Annotated in this window: 14 protein-coding genes; 2 read left to right on the top strand and 12 right to left on the bottom strand. The window is 54.8% G+C overall.

Translation table 11 applies throughout. The features are described from left to right. Window positions 1-133 precede the first annotated feature (133 nt). From folC to fabB, 6 genes are all read right to left on the bottom strand, one after another. Complete coding sequence (folC, locus tag ON072_RS10445) at window positions 134-1,405, bottom strand: bifunctional tetrahydrofolate synthase/dihydrofolate synthase (RefSeq protein WP_261752438.1); 1,272 nt, start codon at window positions 1,403-1,405, stop codon at window positions 134-136. A gap of 68 nt (window positions 1,406-1,473) precedes the next feature. After that, a complete protein-coding gene (gene truA / locus ON072_RS10440; RefSeq protein ID WP_025889040.1) occupies window positions 1,474-2,259 on the bottom strand; it encodes a tRNA pseudouridine(38-40) synthase TruA in 786 nt (261 codons plus the stop codon). Window positions 2,260-2,391: 132 nt separating this feature from the next. Beyond that, complete coding sequence (locus tag ON072_RS10435) at window positions 2,392-5,616, bottom strand: FimV/HubP family polar landmark protein (RefSeq protein WP_261752437.1); 3,225 nt, start codon at window positions 5,614-5,616, stop codon at window positions 2,392-2,394. Between the two features lie 166 nt (window positions 5,617-5,782). Next, the gene (locus ON072_RS10430) at window positions 5,783-6,799 is read right to left on the bottom strand and encodes an aspartate-semialdehyde dehydrogenase (RefSeq protein WP_025010462.1); all 1,017 of its coding nucleotides are present in this window, start codon (window positions 6,797-6,799) and stop codon (window positions 5,783-5,785) included. Beyond that, window positions 6,800-7,930, bottom strand: coding sequence for a 4-phosphoerythronate dehydrogenase (locus ON072_RS10425; RefSeq protein ID WP_129978977.1), 1,131 nt, complete (start codon window positions 7,928-7,930; stop codon window positions 6,800-6,802). A gap of 165 nt (window positions 7,931-8,095) precedes the next feature. Continuing rightward, the gene (fabB, locus tag ON072_RS10420) at window positions 8,096-9,307 is read right to left on the bottom strand and encodes a beta-ketoacyl-ACP synthase I (RefSeq protein WP_028781220.1); all 1,212 of its coding nucleotides are present in this window, start codon (window positions 9,305-9,307) and stop codon (window positions 8,096-8,098) included. 140 nt (window positions 9,308-9,447) lie between these two features. Between fabB and mnmC the strand changes: the two genes are divergently transcribed. Then, window positions 9,448-11,502, top strand: coding sequence for an FAD-dependent 5-carboxymethylaminomethyl-2-thiouridine(34) oxidoreductase MnmC (gene mnmC / locus ON072_RS10415; protein ID WP_261752436.1), 2,055 nt, complete (start codon window positions 9,448-9,450; stop codon window positions 11,500-11,502). A gap of 71 nt (window positions 11,503-11,573) precedes the next feature. On the opposite strand, the gene ON072_RS10410 is transcribed toward mnmC, so the two are convergent. The 5 genes from ON072_RS10410 to prmB form a co-directional block, all read right to left on the bottom strand. Continuing rightward, on the bottom strand, window positions 11,574-11,843 hold the full coding sequence (locus ON072_RS10410) for a YfcL family protein (RefSeq protein ID WP_025010460.1): 270 nt from the start codon (window positions 11,841-11,843) through the stop codon (window positions 11,574-11,576). 3 nt (window positions 11,844-11,846) lie between these two features. Continuing rightward, window positions 11,847-12,974, bottom strand: coding sequence for an ATP-NAD kinase family protein (locus tag ON072_RS10405; protein ID WP_025889035.1), 1,128 nt, complete (start codon window positions 12,972-12,974; stop codon window positions 11,847-11,849). A gap of 42 nt (window positions 12,975-13,016) precedes the next feature. Continuing rightward, window positions 13,017-14,204 carry an MFS transporter gene (locus ON072_RS10400; RefSeq protein WP_101059307.1) on the bottom strand — a complete coding sequence of 396 codons (1,188 nt, stop codon included), beginning with the start codon at window positions 14,202-14,204 and terminating at the stop codon, window positions 13,017-13,019. Beyond that, a complete protein-coding gene (gene aroC, locus ON072_RS10395) occupies window positions 14,205-15,299 on the bottom strand; it encodes a chorismate synthase (protein WP_025010457.1) in 1,095 nt (364 codons plus the stop codon). Window positions 15,300-15,395: 96 nt separating this feature from the next. Further along, window positions 15,396-16,340 carry a 50S ribosomal protein L3 N(5)-glutamine methyltransferase gene (gene prmB, locus ON072_RS10390; RefSeq protein ID WP_054743814.1) on the bottom strand — a complete coding sequence of 315 codons (945 nt, stop codon included), beginning with the start codon at window positions 16,338-16,340 and terminating at the stop codon, window positions 15,396-15,398. Between the two features lie 84 nt (window positions 16,341-16,424). On the opposite strand from prmB, the gene smrB reads away from it, so the two are divergent. Then, window positions 16,425-16,955, top strand: a complete 531-nt coding sequence (smrB, locus tag ON072_RS10385; RefSeq protein ID WP_107004651.1) for an endonuclease SmrB — start codon at window positions 16,425-16,427, stop codon at window positions 16,953-16,955. Between the two features lie 171 nt (window positions 16,956-17,126). Here the strand turns inward: smrB and sixA are convergent, their stop codons facing one another. After that, window positions 17,127-17,597, bottom strand: a complete 471-nt coding sequence (gene sixA / locus ON072_RS10380) for a phosphohistidine phosphatase SixA (RefSeq protein ID WP_025010454.1) — start codon at window positions 17,595-17,597, stop codon at window positions 17,127-17,129. Window positions 17,598-17,671: the final 74 nt, after the last annotated feature.

The raw sequence follows: 17,671 nt of genomic DNA, 5'->3' as shown, positions 1-17,671 counted from the left end.
GTCCTCGTGGCCTTCTCTTTTGTAGAGAGTGGCTTGCACAGCAATTGGCGTTCAAGGCATCTGACTAAAGGCATGCCGGGTCCTGCCTGAGTCAGATAACGCAGAGCACACATGGGACTTGTTCGCACCTTCCTTAGATAAGCGCTTTAAAGCCCGAAACAGTGTAAAAGGAGCCAAAGACAATTACCACATCTTCGGCGCCGAGTTTGGGTTTGAGGTATTGCCAGCAATCCGGCATCTGTTCAAATTCCCGGGCGTCACAGCCATCCGGCAGGGCTTTTCGCAAACGGCCGGCATCGGCACCACGCTCATTATGCAGCGTCACCAACAACCAGCTGTCTATGCTAGGCGCCAGCGCCTGCATCACGCCCTCGATATCCTTGTCCTTGAGCATACCGCAAACGCCATAGACTCGCCCCTTGGCCTGCAGTTCATCCAGCCTTTGCGCCAGATAGCGGGCCGCGTGGGGATTGTGCGCCACATCCAAAATAATCAGCGGCGCCTCACTGATATGCTCCATTCTGCCGCTGAGCCTGGCACTGGCGAGCCCTGAGCGAATCGCCGCTTCGGAGAGTTCAGGCCAGAGTTGTTCCAGCGCAGCCAAGCTGGTGGCGGCATTGGGCAGAGGTAATTGCGGCTTGGGTAAGTCTACAAACTGCCAGTGCTCACCGCAAAAATCCCAGCCTGTGCGGGTTTGCTTGTAGGAAAATGCCTGCCCTACCGCCTTGAGTAAGGCGCCCTTTTCATTGGCAACCTCAACTACGCTGGCAGGCATCTCGGCATCGCCCACTATCGCCGGGCGGTTCTTACGGAAGATGCCGGCTTTCTCACGGCCAACCAACTCCCGGGTGTCACCAAGATACGCCTGATGATCAAGATCTATGGCGGTTACCACACTGACATCGGCATCTATGATATTGGTGGCATCCAGCCTGCCTCCCAGGCCCACTTCCAGAATAACCAGATCCAGCTTGGCCTGCTTGAACAGCAGTAATCCGGCCAAGGTGGCATATTCAAAGAAGGTCAGCGAGGTGTCCCCCCTGGCCGCTTCTATGGTTTCAAAGGCCGAGATAAAGTCGCTATCCGGTGCATCGACGTCGTCTATTCGCACCCGCTCATTGTAATTGATGATATGGGGCGAGCTGTAAACCCCGACCCGATAACCCGCCGCGCGCATGATCTGCTCCAGCATACGGCAGGTGCTGCCCTTGCCATTGGTACCGGCAACTGTGATCACCTTGGTGCTGCCCAGTGACAGCACCCCGAGCCTGGTGGCAACTTGGGTGACCCGCTCGAGCCCCATATCGATTTCGGTCGGATGAATGGCCAGCAGGTAGTCCAGCCACACAGACAAAGGAGCGTTGGCTCCCGGTAGCTGATGCGGATGAGCGGATGATTGCGACATTTGATTCTTCCCTTAAATCTTGATGTTGCCGCAAGCAAAAGCGTAGCGGCAACAGCATGCTAACGGTTTCAGTCCGGCATAAACAGTGGGCCCATGGCCAACTTGGGCAGTTGATATTGCTCAGGATAGCTGACATGCACCAGATAGAGGCCATTGGGTTTGGCCGTGGGGGCAGCCTGGGTTCTGTCTTTGAGCTCCAGCAACTGTCCCAGCCAATCCAGCGGCTGATTGCCAAGCCCCACTTCCAGCAGCGAGCCGACAATATTGCGCACCATGTGATGCAAAAAGGCATTGGCTTCGATATCCACTATCACATACATGCCCTGGCGGGTCACACTGACTCTGTGCACATTGCGAAACGGGGTGCGCGACTGACATTGGATCGCCCTGAAACTGGTGAAGTCGCGCTCGCCCAGCAGGTACTGGGCCGCCTGATGCATCTTCTGCTCGTCGAGGTCGCCGTGATAATGGCTGACGCCACCACGCAAAATGCCGGGACGGAAATTGTGGTTGTAGATGATATAGCGGTAGCGGCGAGCGGTTGCCGAAAAGCGGGCATGAAAACTGTCGTCTACCTCTTTGGCCCAGCGCACCGCGATATTGTCCGGCAGATTGGCATTGACGCCCAGGGTCCAGGCGCCTTCTTTACGCACGGCAGAAGTATCAAAATGCACCACTTGCCCGGTGGCGTGTACCCCGGCATCGGTGCGACCGGCGCATTGCAGTGCTATCGGCTCATTGGCGACCAGGGATAAGGCCCGCTCCAACTGCCCCTGAACTGAATCCACTTCGGCCTGGCGCTGCCAACCATAATAGCCGCTGCCGTCATATTCGATACCCAACGCGATACGCATCTGTTTCTCCCCTGATCTCAAGGCGGCGAATTCTACCACAGAGCGGGCATTCGCCTCCAAGAAAAAGCCCGGACAATAAACGGACTGTATAAAAAACGGCGCTCCAGGCGCCGTTTGAGTATTGATTGAGCTCTAGCCCAAGGTTTTTATAAGGGCTGCAGCTTCCTCTTGCTGGCGGGCGTTGCCGTCCAGCTCCACCTCTTTAAGCAATGCCTTGGCGCTGTCTTTGTCATCGATTTCGATATAGGCCCGCGCCAAGTCCAGCTTGGCATTGACAGAGTTTTCCTCATCATCGACATCGACCATAGCGGCGGCGCCAACGAGGGAGTCGAGCTCACCCATATCCACATCCAGCTCCTTGTAGGGGTCGGTATCACTGTTGCCTTCATCGGCTTCACTGAGCAGGCGCTCAATATCGATAAAACCGTTTTCCTTCTGGAAGGCGCTGAGATCGTGCTCAGGCACCATGCTGGAAGCCACCTTGCCTTTTTCTTTGGCATCGAGGGCCGCAAGCGCTTCATCCACTGTCAGTTTATGGTCTTCGAGATCCAGCGAGTCATCATCATCCAGTTCGAGACTGAATTCCTCATCCGCCTCGGCTTCCTTGGCAACGTTTTCAGAAAAAGCGGCCAACAGGTCATCGTCGCTCAGGCTCTTGTCACTGTCGTCAGTATCCTTGGCCAGGTCAATATCCAGAGCCTGCTCGGTATCTGTTACGCTGTCTTCAACATCAGCAGCCTGTTCCTGATTAGAGAGTTCCTCTTGAGCCAAGAGCTCTTCTATGGCTGAAGGCTCTTCTTGCGCTGAGGGCTCTTGCTTTTCTTGCGCTGAAGGCTCTTCCTCAACCAAGGGCTCTTTGGGTGCGGAGGGCTCCCACTCAAGAATATGGGGATCATGGCTCTTGCTGCCGGCCTTGAGATCGTCGAAGAAGCCGGAATCCTTGTCGCTGCGTTGAGCGCTTTGTGGCGCGCTGTCGGTATCCCTGCTCTCATCGGCTAAAGTATCGGTTTCATCGGACTTCTTAGGCTCATCCAAGTCCTCAGCCTGCGACAAGCCTGCCAGCATGGCATCCAATTCGGCATCGCTGCGCTCAGTGGCATCATCAGACTCAACCTCTGAGCTATCTTCCTCGCCAGTCTCAGCTATCGCCTCATCAGCGTTATCTATCGCAATTACGTCATCCGCAAGCCCTGCCAACAAGGCGTCCAGATCTTCACTCTCTTCCTCAGCTTGAACCGGCTCTGCTTCAGCTTCCTGAGTCTCGACAGCATCGCCCAAGTCATCGAAGCCTGCCAGCAAGGCATCTATGTCTGCCTCTGTATCGCTGGAGTCTATGGCAACATTGTCATCTTCAAGCTCTGCGGCGATTGCGTCACTTAAGTCTTCCGTTTCAGTGCTCTCTTCTGCCGGCGAGTCGAATCCAGCCAACAAGGCATCAATGTCAGCTTCTTCGCCCAGCTCGGTATCAGCTGAGTCATCCTCATCCAGCTCGGCAGCAATGGCAGCGCTGAGATCTTCCTCAGCTTCAGTCTTACTATCGTCTTCAACTTGAGTACCGACTTCAATTTGCGGTTCTGTGTTTTCATTGACGTCAAACCCGGCCAGCAGCGCATCGAGATCGGCTTCCTGTGTCTCATCCAGAGTTTCTTCAGCCTGCTCATCTTCGGCCAATTCGGCAGCGATGGCGGCACTGAGATCTTCATCCTCATCAATGACTACAGCGCTGTCATCGGCCTGGCTCTCCAGATCCAAACTCTGCAGCTCTGTATCCAATTCAGGCTCGGAACTCTGCTCTTCGGGTTCGAGATTGAGATTCTGTTCAAGCTCGGCTTCAAAGCTCTGGTCGAAAGCAGCCGTCACATCTTCGGGTAAGGTTTCACTGAGCTCAGGCTCTGATGCTGGAACACTTTCGGCCTGCAACTCTTCAGGAATGGTTTCCTGTTTATCGGTATCGTCCAATCCGGCCAGCAGTGAGTCCAAGTCTTCTTCAGCGGGTTCTTCCTGCTCACCCGACTCCTGCTCGCCCATGGCTTCGGCCCAGAGCTCATCGAGGGACTGGCCTTCATCTTCGGCCTCTTGGGCGTCATCCCCCTCTCCCGAGTCGATGAACATCTCCTGCGCCATGTCCATCTGCTCGTTGTCACTCTCAACTTCCGGCTCAGGCTGCAGCGCTGAGCTGTCGACATCCAGCAGTGAATCAATGGAATCGTCCGGATCATCATCCAGATGCACCGCCAATTCGTCGTCGGCATTGGCCATCTCGGCTGTAGCCGCGCCGGCGGCAGCCGCGGCAGCCATTGGAGCCGCTTCGGTCTGTGGTGCTTGGGCATCACTCTGTTTACGTCTGCGGCGCAGCATGCTCCATAGCAATAACAACAGCAGTACCGCGGGTATGGCCGCAGCCAGGGCCAGTAACAGCGGGTTATCCATCAGGCTGCGCCAGAGGTCGTCCGGCTCATTAGCCGTAGCACTGGCAGCTTGAAGTTGCTGCTTGAGTTCAGCATTTTCAGCTTTGAGTTGCTGCTCCTGCTTTTTGCTGGCCTGCAGCGATTCTTCCAACACAGACAGACGCTGATTCAGTTCATCGATTTGCGCTTGCAGCCCTTGGTTATCGGTATTGGCCACTGTGAGCAGATCCTGCGCGCGTCCCAGTTCATCGGTCAGGCTCAGATTGCGGCTCTGCAGCGCTTCAATGCTGTTGTCGTCGGCCGTTTCCGGAGTTGCTTCCGTGGCTGCTTTTTCGGTTGTGGTGGCTGGCGATTTGTCTGCAGCCACTTGAGTTGGCTCAGTCGATGGCTCACTGACCTTCGGCTGCGCGCTGTTTTCCTTGGCACTTGTAGCTACCTTGGATGGCTGCGCCGCTGTTGGAGTTTGGGTGGCCGGCGTTGGCTCTTTTGCGGCTTGGCTTTCACGCTCGGGGGCTTTGGCGGTTTCAATTTTGCCATCATCTGCTTTTAGCGGCTTACCGGAAGACCAGCTCTTGTCGTCCTGCTCGGCACGGGCTCTGGCCATACTCTGGGGAATAGCCTGCATCACCTCTTTGGAAGGGATCAGCAGTATCATGCCCCGTTCCAGGCTGTTATAATTATTGGAGGTGAAGGCGTGCGGGTTGGCCTCAAATATAGCGGCCATGACCTGATAGATGCTGACACTGGAATCCGGTCTGACTTTCTGGGCAATGCTCCAGAAGGTGTCTGATGGCGTAGTCGGACCATACTGGCGTACCTGTTGGCGCACCTGACCATCAGGGCCGGTAATTTTCAGGCCTTCTGCATGGGCGGGTTCAATGAGAGTACCTTGGTTCAGGGCAAAAAAAGCGGCCATCAGGCCAACAAGATATGAAGTGCGAAAGTTCATCCATTCTTCCCTTTCAAGCGCTGGTTTCGCCAACTGACGACTGGCTTTAGGCATTTGTATTTATTGAGATTACTATAAACCAGAAATGTCCGCCCTGCTACTGTTCACATTTGCAAAACAAAAAAAGCCTGCTGCTTGCAGGCTTTTTCAACAGAAACAAGAAGTTCTAGAGATAATCGCGGATTAAGATCTCGCCTATCTGTACACTGTTGAGCGCCGCGCCCTTGCGGATATTGTCAGAGACCACCCAAAGATCTATGCCCAGATCGTGGGAAATATCCTTGCGCACCCGGCCGACATACACAGGGTCACTACCGGCACCTTCGGTGACAGCTGTCGGATAATCATCATCATCTTCAAACAACACCACGCCTTCGGCATCCCGCAATACCGCCTTGACTTCCGCGGCATCAACCGGCTGCAGCGTCTCGATATGAATCGCTTCCGAATGGCCATAGAACACAGGTACCCGTACCGCGGTAGGGTTCACCAAGACCTCGCTGTCGCCGAGGATCTTCTGGGTTTCCCAAACCATCTTCATCTCTTCTTTGGTGTAGCCATTTTCCATAAACTTATCTATATGCGGCAACACGTTGAAAGCTATCTGCTTATCATAAACCTTGGGCTCTGAAGGCAAGCCCTGCAGCAGCTTGGCAGATTGACCCGCCAGCTCTTCAATCGCCTTTTTGCCTGTACCGGAAACCGACTGATACGTGGCCACATTGATACGGCTGATCCCAAAGGCATCATAGATAGGCTTGAGCGCCACCAACATCTGAATGGTTGAGCAGTTGGGATTGGCGATAATATTACGGTTACGGAAGTCGGCAATCGCCTGTGGATTGACCTCTGGAATAACCAATGGAATATCCAGGTCGTAACGGTAGTGGGAGGTGTTATCTATCACCACACAACCGGCATCGGCCGCTATCGGCGCCCACTTGGCCGAGACATCGCCACCGGCAGAGAAGAAGCCTATCTGCGCCTGAGTCCAGTCGAAGCTCTCCACATCGAGGATCTCTACCTGTTTACCGTGAAAACTCACGGTTTCACCGGCGCTGCGACTGCTGGCCAGTGGAAACAGATTCGCCACCGGGAAGTTACGCTCCTCGAGGATTTCTATCATGGTTTGACCCACAGCCCCTGAGGCACCCAATACGACAACGTTAAATTCCTGCGACATTTACAGACCGACTCCTGAAAAACCTAAATGAGACAACCAATCTACCCCAGAACCCCCGGCGTTTGAAAGAGTCAAAGCACTGAATTCTCGCCTATGGCGGTGATTTTTTCTCATGTCATCAAAACCTGCGGGGTTTTTCAGCATTTTCCGGAATTTTTCATCGTCATCACGTAGATCATAAATAAATCGGCATAGAGACAACAATGCCTTTTCATCGGGCATACTGCTGATATCGAGCCGGGAATTCCAGCGCTCGGGCAATAGAGTGGCAAGTGACTTGTCCGCCGGGCGATTGAGTATCGCCATCAAGGCCTGATACAGCATGAAAGTGCCCCTGGCCTTGCCTTCCAGGCTGTAACCGGCAATATGCGGGGTAGCAAACTCCACCAAAGGCACCAGTTCCATCATGGGGTTGGGCTCCCCTTGCCAAACATCCAGTACCAACTTGAGGTCCGGCCGTTTGCCCTTGACCCGGATCAGCGCGCGATTGTCTATCACTTCACCGCGGCAGCAGTTAAGCAACCAGCAGCCGGGTTTCAATGTCTCCAGTCGCTGCTCGTCAAACAGATACCAAGTAGGATGTTCGCCATCCCTGGTCAGAGGTACGTGCAGACTAACAATATCGGCGCCGGCAATCAGTTCATCCAGGCTGACAAAACGGCGGCTGTCTCCAGCCTTGGCCAGTAAGGGGTCACAGAGCAAGGTTTTGATTCCGTAGGCTTCAAGGCAGCGCGCCAGCGCCGAGCCGGTATTGCCGGCGCCAACTATGCCAACGGTTTTACCTTTGAGCTGAGTATCAAACCTGTTGGCCAACTCCAACATGGCGATAAAAGCATACTCGCCAACCGCAGTGGCATTGCAACCTGGGGCATTGGAAAAGGGGATATTACGGGACGCCAGATAATCCTTGTCCACATGATCTGTCCCTATGGTGGCACTGCCGACAAACTTAAGTTTATGTGCGCCTGCCAGCAGCGCCTCATTGACCTTGGTGACCGAGCGCACCAGCAAGACATCGGCATCGGCTACCGTTGCCGCATCCAGATGACGACCATCAACCGCCACTATCTCCCCCAGCTCGGCAAACAAGGGCTGCACATAGGGCATATTTTCATCAACCACCAACTTCATCGACTTTCCTGCTCTGTTGTGGATTAAGCCGCTATTCTATCAGCGGCCTGCAGACTTGTCTGAGTCCGGCGCACATTTAAGGAAGCTACTAACAAGTTCTGCGTCAGCTCATAAGCAAAGAAGGAAGCCATTCGGCTTCCTTCTTGTTTCACTGAATCAAGGCGCTTACTTGTACTTGCGCATCACCAGTGTGGCGTTGGTGCCGCCGAAACCGAAGCTATTGCTCATAACAGTGTTGAGCTCGGCGTCGCGGTATTCACGCACAATTGGCATACCTTCTGCGGCCGCGTCCAGATTGTCGATATTGATGGAAGGCGCGATAAACCCACCTTCAAGCATCAACAGGCTGTATATAGCCTCATGAACACCGGCTGCGCCCAGGGCATGGCCTGTCAGCGACTTGGTTGAGGCAATCGCCGGCATCTGGCCGTCGAAGACTTCACGCAAGGCTTCCAGTTCACGCACATCACCGACAGGGGTAGAAGTACCGTGAGTGTTAACATAATCGATAGGTGTATCTACTGACTCCAGCGCCATCTTCATGCAGCGCACGGCACCTTCACCGCTTGGGGCAACCATGTCATAACCGTCTGATGAAGCGCCATAGCCGATGACTTCGGCATAAATCTTGGCGCCACGGGCCAGCGCGTGCTCCAGCTCTTCGACAATCACTATGCCGCCGCCACCTGAGATAACAAAGCCATCACGGTCGGCATCATAGGTGCGGGAAGCTTTTTCCGGTGTGTCGTTATACTTGGTCGACAAGGCGCCCATAGCATCAAAGCCCATGGTCAGGGTCCAGTCGATCTCTTCGGCGCCGCCGGCAAAGACCATATCCTGTTTACCCATCTGGATAAGTTCCACCGCGTGACCGATACAGTGCGCACTGGTGGCACAGGCCGAGCTGATGGAATAGTTCATCCCTTTAATTTTGAAGGGCGTCGCCAGACAGGCACTGGCAGTAGAAGACATAATCCGCGGCACAATATAAGGACCCACACGCTTGACGCCTTTGGCACGCAAGGTGTCTGCCGCCTGAACCTGGTTGGAAGACGAAGCGCCGCCGGTACCCACGATAAGACCCACACGAGGATCTGAATACTGCTCTTCGGTCAAACTGCTGTCTTCAATAGCTTGCTGCATAGCCAAATAGGCGTAGGCTGCGGCATCACCCATAAAACGCAACGCCTTGCGATCAATAAGCTCTGCGGGATTGAGTTTGATGTCGCCCCAGACATGACTGCGCAGCTGCATCTCCTCAAACTGATCCGAGTGGGTGATACCACTGCGGCCAGCCTTGAGAGATTCAGTCACTTCTTGTTTGTTATTACCGATACTTGAAACAACGCCAATTCCGGTGATCACGACTCTTTTCATGTTTTACTATCCATTCCGTACAATTCAGTACCTACTTTTGCTGACGCCATGTTAGCCGTTTTACAGCATTTAAGTGGTCAGCTTTCCGTAAACTTGGGTAAAATAATGCCGAACAAGGCCTCCAGAGTAAAAGATTGCCCGTGAAACAGGAACAACTTCGGCCATCCGGCAGTGAAAATACGCAAACTTGCAGCCAAAATCCCACATCTGCAGAAACAACACAAGCCCCGGCGACAACTCTTGCGCCCTACCAACAAACCCGGCTCGATGACAAGCCCCTTGGACGGCAAATCTGTCTGGCGGCGGTAGGCGGCGAAACCCTGTTGCCGCTGATACAACTCTGGAGCCAACTGAGGCAGGATTATCCCAAGCTTGTGTTACAACTTTTGCTGTTCGCTGCCGATAAAAACGCTCAGGCCGAGTCGCTCGAGCTTCTGAAAAACAAACTGCAATTATGGCAGAAGGCTGAAAATACGACATCCGCCGAGAGTCAAACGACTGCAGTAATGAGTTTGCTCGCCGAGCTGCAGGCAGGAAAACCCATGGCGCTCCAAGGCTGCCAGCGCTTTGTGCTCGATGGCGGCAGGCTGAGACTGGATCTCTATCTTGAATTCGACGCCCAGCTGCTCAAAGAGCTGCCAGGTTTAAGCCATCAAGGTTGGATAGACAACTGGCTGTGGCTTGCCGAGTCCTTGCCCTCTGAGGCAGCGGCATGGCAGATGGCTCGCCTGGCCAAAGACAGCGCCGCCCTGCTGTGCTTACCGGAAAGAAAAGAAAGATTTGCGCCCTTAATGGTCAATAGCGGCCTCAATGCTGCGGATTTTAGCAGCCCGGCATCGCTGCTTTTGACTCACCAAACTGAGCTCGAGCCTATCGCCAAGGCTGAGCGCCTTGCCTTGCGGCACCAAAGCAGTGCCCGGCTGGCGCCCTGGCCACTCTATCGGGAGCCGGCGCTTGCAGCCGATGACAGTGTTGCCATTATCGGCGCCGGTGTGGCCGGCAGTCAGTTGGCGTTGTCGCTGGCCGAGCGTAAACAAGCCAGCCAGGTATTTTGCAGCGAGGAAAACGCGGGTGAAAGTGCCAGCGGCAACCGTCAGGGCGCGCTCTACCCGCTGTTGACTCCGGAAACATCCGAGCTCAACACCCTGTTCCAACAAGGTTTTCTCTTTAGTCGGCGGCGGATAACCGCGCTGGCTGCCGCCGGTTTCGATATCGCCCATGACTTTTGCGGTGTGTTGCATACAGGTTTTGATAAGCGAAGTCGCGCCCGTCTGAATAAGATTGCCGAGGGCCAAAACTGGCACTCGGATATTCTGCGCCGGGTCGACAGCACTGAGGCGACAGAGCTTGCGGGATTGGATATAAAAGAAGATGGTCTTTTTTACCCTCTGGGTGGCTGGGTCTGTCCCAGAGCCCTGTGTCAGGCCGCCATCCAATACGCCGTCTACTCGACTTACTGTGACTTTCAACCCCGAACCTATATCAGCGAGATTTCAAGAGAAGGTAGCCACTGGTGGCTGAGTGCAGCCGATGGTCGCCGCTTTGGACCATTCAAAAAACTGGTGCTGGCAAGCGGCGCTTCGCTGACGGCGCTGCCACAAACTTCGGCCCTGCCCGCCTCCCCCTTTCGCGGCCAGGTCAGTGAAGTGGCAACCCAAGGCGGTTTGGGAGCGCTTAAGACTGTACTCTGCGCCAAGGGCTATCTCACCCCGGCCTGGGAGGGTATTCATTGCCTGGGAGCCAGTTATGTTAAAGATCCCGAGCAATTGGCCTACAGCGCAGTCGAGCAGAGAGAAAACCTGCAAAAAATCGCCATGAGTTATCCGGATGCCGACTGGCACCAGGGGCTGGTGATGGGGCAAGGTGCCAGAGTGGGTGTGCGTATGGTCACCCGGGATCACTTCCCCATGTTGGGACAAGCGCCGGATGTCGAGGCACTAATCCAGGGCTATCAGCAACATCAGCACACTCCCGAGAGTGCCCGCTACTGGCAACAGACGCAGGCGCCTGTGCATCCGGGTCTATATGTTCTTGGTGGTTTGGGTTCCCGCGGCCTCAGTACCGGCCCCTTGGCGGCGGAAATTCTGGCATCAGAACTTTGCCATCAGCCTTTGCCTGTTGGAAGTACACTGCTGCAGCGCCTCAACCCCAACCGGATGTGGATGCGAAAGCTCATCAAGGGCAAGGCGCTGTAAACTCTCTGCATTCGCTATCATTTCAAACACAAAAAAGCCCCGAACGGGGCTTTTTCTTGCTCAAACCAGACTCAGGCGGCGATCCGCTGTTTCAGTTCTGACCAGGCGTTATCCACCAGACGGTAATCGGCATCTTCAAGCTCTTTGGCTGCCAGTTTCAGGCATTGCTGCATCCGCTCATTCAAGGCATCCGGCCCTTGCTCTGACTCGTTTTCCAGCTCGGCCAGCACCACGGCAAAATGCCCCTGCAGGTAACCGCTGGCAAACAGGGCATCATCATCACCGCCGGCCACTATCTCGCCAATCCACTGCTCCAATGCCTGTTCGTACTTCTCTAACATGCTCTACTCCGCTAAGTCTGGGTTGGCCACCTGATACATCACGTAATCCCGATAACCTGTCACAATTCGATAATAGCCACTAAGTTCGCTATCCAATTTCTGGTCGCCACTATCCACGATAAGCGGCCTGCCTTCAAGTGCTTTTAGTTTGCTTTTGGTGGCAAGGATGATGATATTTTCCTTGCCAATGCGCCTGATAAGCTCGGGCGACAACTGCTGATTGCCACGGCCAAGAATGTGCCCTTGGCCACCTATCAGGGTAATGACCAACTTAACCTTTTGATTTTCAGTGGCACTCAATAACTGCGCCGCATTAAGATCCGAGGCCAGCAGGGTCTTGTCCTGCACCAGATCCACCCCGAGCAGGGTGTTATCGAGCCCCAGCTCCTCCATCACGGCCGCCACTGTACTGCCGGAGCCCATGATATAGAGCTCATCTTCCATATCGCCGACCACCTCGGCGGCAATATCCGCCAGCACCAGTTCATCCACCTCGCGGCCGCCCATCTTCACCGCCTGGATATATCGCGGCTCGGCAGGCACTGTCATTTCACCATAACGCCGCGCCCTGACAGTGCCTTGGCGGAAGGCCTCTTCGTCTATGTCCATCACATCGGCGCTCATCAGACTCACCAGGGCGCCTTCCAGCAGTTGCTTCAATACCAGCCCGGATGCATGGGGAGTAATGCCGTAAACACCCGAATGAATTTTGACCCCGGCCGGTACACCGAGTACAGGGAAGTGCTCACCGACAACCCCATAGATATCCCTTGCCGTGCCATCGCCGCCGGCAAACAGCAGCAAGTCCAGCTCCTGCGCCATCAAGGCCTTGGTGGCAGCCTGGGTATCACTGCGACTGGTATCCGTTGCCGCCTGATAACACACCTTTGTGCGGAAACCCAGCTTTTGCGCCAGGTCGGCGCCCATGTTACCCGAGGCGGTATAAATTTGCAGGCGCTCGGCAAAAGGCGTTATCACAGCCAAGGCCTGCTCCATTCGCAGCCCGGCCTTGGGGGTGGCGCCCAGGCTCAGCGCCTCTTTTGCCACACCGTCGCTGCCCTTGAGGGCGACACTGCCCCCAAGCCCGGCCAGCGGATTAATGATAAGGCCCAGTCGAAACATTTTACTCATAACTCTCTCCGGCAAATGATGCTCTGCTCTTGTAAGAAATCATCAGGCGTCAATGGGGTCACTCTGTGATTGACGCCTGGAGTCGCTACCCGGAATAGCCAGCACGGCCAACATGGACAGCAAGGCGCACGCAGCGGCAAACACCCAACACCAGAAGGCGCCGCTGCCATCGCCCCAAATCAGGCCGCAGATCCAGGTGCCCAAAGCGCCGCCGACGCCAAAGCTCAAACTGGCGTAAAGTGCCTGGCCCTTGCTTCGGTGGCTGATATCAAAATTACGGTGAACAAACTGGATGGATGCCGCATGGGTCAAACCGAAGGTAAAGGCATGCAGCAGTTGGCTGAGCCCCAAAAGCAACATGCTTTCGGCGCCAAAAGCCACCAGAAGCCAACGCAGTGCCGTCATGCCTATGCTCACCAGCAGCAGCGTCTTGACCCCATAGCGACCGAGCAACCTGGGCGCTATCATAAACATGAAGATTTCCGCCATTGCCCCGAGAGCCACAAAAATACCGGCGCTGGCCTCTGTGTAACCCACCTGCTTGAGATAAAGCACGAAAAAGCCGTAGAAAGGCCCGGCGCTGGCTTGAAGCAACATGGCAGACAGTAAAAACCACAGCAGCGGCCGCCCGAGTTTGAGTGCCGGCTTATTCTGCACGGCCCCCGCCGAAGCCCGATTCGAAGGCAAGGGTAAGGCACTGCCCAGTAACCCAAGAAACAGACTCAGCCCCACATAAAGCAGCACCTCGGGGCCAAATTCCTTGATGGCCCAGCCTGTGCCCACCACCAGCACGATATAGCCGACACTGCCGAAACTGCGAATGAGGCCATACTTGTTGGCTTCAGCCCCCAGGGTTTCCAGGGTGATCACCTCAAGCTGCGCCAGAATCGCATTCCAGAAGAAGGTATAGAGGGCCAGACTCAGCGCCAGATAGAGAAAGCCACCATGATAAAAGAAACTCAGATAGGTCAAGGCGGCGGCGAAGGCGCCGAGCTTGATAAGCTCAGAGCGCATGCCGGTGCGATCCGCCACCAGCGCCCAGACATTGGGCGCGACTATGCGGGTTGCCATAAGTATGGCCAGCAGGAAGCCTATTTCGGCGGCGTCGAAACCACGGTTGTCAAAAAATACCCCCAGATAGGGCACCATGACACCGAGTATGCCAAAGAAGAAGAAATAGCAGGCAGAAAGCCAGGCGAGCTGTCCCCCTGCGGGAAACAGTCCGCGCATTTATCGCATTCCAAGTACAGGTGTAAGGCTGCTGACATCCTGGTTTTGGGCCCGATGACGCAGCAAGTGATCCATCAAGACTATCGCCAACATGGCTTCGGCAATGGGCACGGCGCGGATCCCGACACAGGGGTCATGCCGCCCCTTGGTCACCACTTCGGCCTCTGTGCCCTGCACTGTCATGCTCTTGCCTGGCACGCTGATACTGGAAGTGGGTTTGAGCGCCATATGGGCCACTATGGGTTGCCCGGAAGAGATACCCCCGAGCACGCCGCCGGCATGGTTGCTGTCAAACCCGGCTGGCGACATCAGATCTCTGTGCTCTGAGCCCTTTTGGTTAACAACGGCAAAGCCATCACCGATTTCAACGCCCTTGACCGCATTAATCCCCATCAGCGCATGGGCAATATCGGCATCGAGACGGTCAAATACCGGCTCGCCAAGGCCGACCGGCACATTGGTGGCCACCACACTGACCTTGGCACCGATGGAATCACCGGACTTTTTCAGCTCGCGCATATAGTCATCCAGCGCTTCCAGCTTGGAGGCATCGGGGAAGAAAAAGGGGTTCTGTTCTACCTGAGCCATATCCAGAGTGTCAGCGCAAATAGGCCCAAGCTGGGAGAGATAACCCTGGATCTCAATGCCGTGTACCGCCTTAAGGTATTTCTTCGCCACGGCCCCTGCCGCCACCCGCATGGCAGTTTCCCGCGCCGAGGAACGGCCACCGCCGCGATAATCGCGCAGTCCATATTTTTGCTGATAGGTATAGTCGGCATGCCCGGGACGGAACAGATCTTTGATATTGGAGTAGTCCTGGCTGCGCTGATCGGTATTTTCAATCAACAGACCGATGGAGGTGCCTGTGGTCTTGCCCTCAAACACGCCGGAGAGAATACGCACCTGATCCGGCTCGCGCCTGGCTGTGGTATAGCGGGAAGTACCCGGACGGCGACGGTCGAGATCCTGCTGCATATCGGCTTCGGTCAGCTCAAGCCCTGGCGGGCAGCCATCGATAATGCAGCCGAGTGCAAGCCCATGGCTTTCACCAAAAGTGGTGACGACAAAGTTCTGACCTATGCTGTTTCCCGACATCCGCTTAATTTCCCCCTGGAGATAAAATGACCGAGCGCTGAGGTTCGGCCATCCGAACCTCGCCTTTACTGGCCCATTGGCTAATGGGCCGCTTTATTATTCACTGTCTTTAAAAATGGCGAACAGTGATTGATTTTCAACTAGCTGATCTTTGGTCAGCACAAACACCCCATCACCACCATGTTCAAAGCTGACCCAGGTGAAAGGCACATCGGGGAACTGCTCAATCAGGTGCACCATGGAGTTACCCACTTCAACCACCAGAATACCGTCATCTGTGAGGTAATCGGCGGCGTTGGCCAGAATGCGTTTGGTGATATCCAGGCCGTCGCGTCCGGACGCCAAACCAATTTCCGGCTCATGGCGATACTCATCCGGCATATCGGCAATATCTTCGGCATCAACATAAGGGGGGTTGGACACAATCAGATCGTACTGCGGCGCTCGTGGCACTGCGCTGAAAAGGTTGGACTGCATGGGAAACACCCTGTCCATCACGCCGAGCGACTCAACGTTTATCTGCGCCACTTCCAGTGCATCCTCGCTGATATCCAGCGCATCGACCTCAGCCTCTTCAAACTGATAGGCACAGGCGATAGCGATGCAACCGCTGCCAGTGCAGAGATCGAGGATCCGTCTTACCGGCTTGTTGTAGAGCCAGGGACCGAATCCGTTTTGGATCATCTCGGCAATGGGTGATCTAGGCACAAGCACCCTTTCGTCCACATAGAAGTCCAGCCCGGCAAAACGGGCGGTGTTGGTCAGATAAGGTACGGGCAAGCGCTCGCGTACCCGGCGGATGATAAGCTCAACTATCTTGTGTTTTTCGCTGCTGGTGAGATTGGCGTGGATCACCTGCTGACCAATGTCATCGGGCAGATGCAGGGCATGAAATACCAGGGAAACCGCTTCGTCCCACGCGTTATCTGTACCATGGCCATAATAAACATTGGCGTCATTGAAACGGCTGACGGCCCAGCGCAACATGTCGCCTACCGTCCGCAATTCGGTGACGGCTTCATCCACAAAGATCTTATCCAAAATCTGACTCCGGCTTTATTCTTATTCCGCCCCCATTGTAACTGAAGTCTGTTCAGAAGAAACAGGATTCAATAAAATAGCCTAATGAACGAAGAAAACGACAAAGAAGGCCTGGCGGAATTTCAGGCACTGGTATCCGGGATCACCCCGCTCGACCAGGATAAACGCCATTTCCGCCCGCCGAGCAAAACCAAGAAGCAACTGGCTGAAAAAGAAGTTCAGATACAGGCGGACAGTTATTTTTCAGACGTTTACCAGCCATTATTGCCAGTTAACGGCCCTATGCGTTGGTGTCGGAACGATGTGGACGCCATGGAAGTCAAACGTCTGCGTAGAGGCGATTATGTGCCTGACTTTCTTTTGGATCTGCATGGTTACCGCCAAACCGAAGCCAAGCTGGAACTGGCAGCCTTGATCCAGGCCTGTATCCGTGAACACAGCCCTTGCTGTAGTGTCATGCACGGCTACGGCACCGGCATTCTCAAACAGCAGTTACCCATGTGGCTGGCGCAGCACCCCAAGGTCAAAGCCTTTCACCAGGCCCCCAAAGAATGGGGCGGCGATGCGGCGCTGTTGGTACTGATAGATATCGGTGAACATCCCCACAGACGCTAGCCACAGTAGAGCTGCCCCCTTTTAAAGACTTAGCGCGATAAATGCAAGGAACCCGGCCATGGCCGGGTTCCTTGTTTAGCTGGCGCTTTAAGATTCATCTTTTAATCACATAAGGCGCATGATTTCAGGTTAGTTGCAGCACTAAAGGCGGCTTTAAACCTGGGGAAAGCACTAGGCGATATTGTGCGGCCCTTGCTGCCACATCACGCTTGCCTGCTGACCATGTACATCAATAAGTGCCACTGACGAGGTCGCAAATAACGGCGGCTCAATGCCGGCCACCAATTCACTGACCATATAACCCAATAGTGGCATGTGGGCTATCACCAACACCTTGTCAGCCTTGAACTGTTCCGCGTATGCCTTCACCAGGCTGGCAGCCATTTCAGGGTCAGCAGATGGTACCAATTCATCCAATACCATCCATTTACGCGGTTCAGGAAAGTGCTTTCCCAGTTCTTGCCAGGTCTGCTGCGCTCTGAGGTAGGGGCTTACCAACACCAGATCAAAGGCAGAGACTGAATCATTCAGCCAGTTGCTCATCTGTGTCGTATGGAGGCGTCCGGCATCAGTCAGCATTCGCTCCCGATCCGAGGGTGCTTCGAAACTGGCCTCACCATGGCGCATTAGAAAAAGCTGCATACATCACTCACTACAGAAAAAGTTCTTATGGTTCTATGTCAATTGTAGCCGTTTATAGCGCGGCAACAAACCGC

Source organism: Shewanella sp. K8, assembly GCF_028823715.1.
GTDB lineage: Bacteria > Pseudomonadota > Gammaproteobacteria > Enterobacterales > Shewanellaceae > Shewanella > Shewanella algae.
This window is presented reverse-complemented; position numbering and strand designations above follow the sequence as displayed.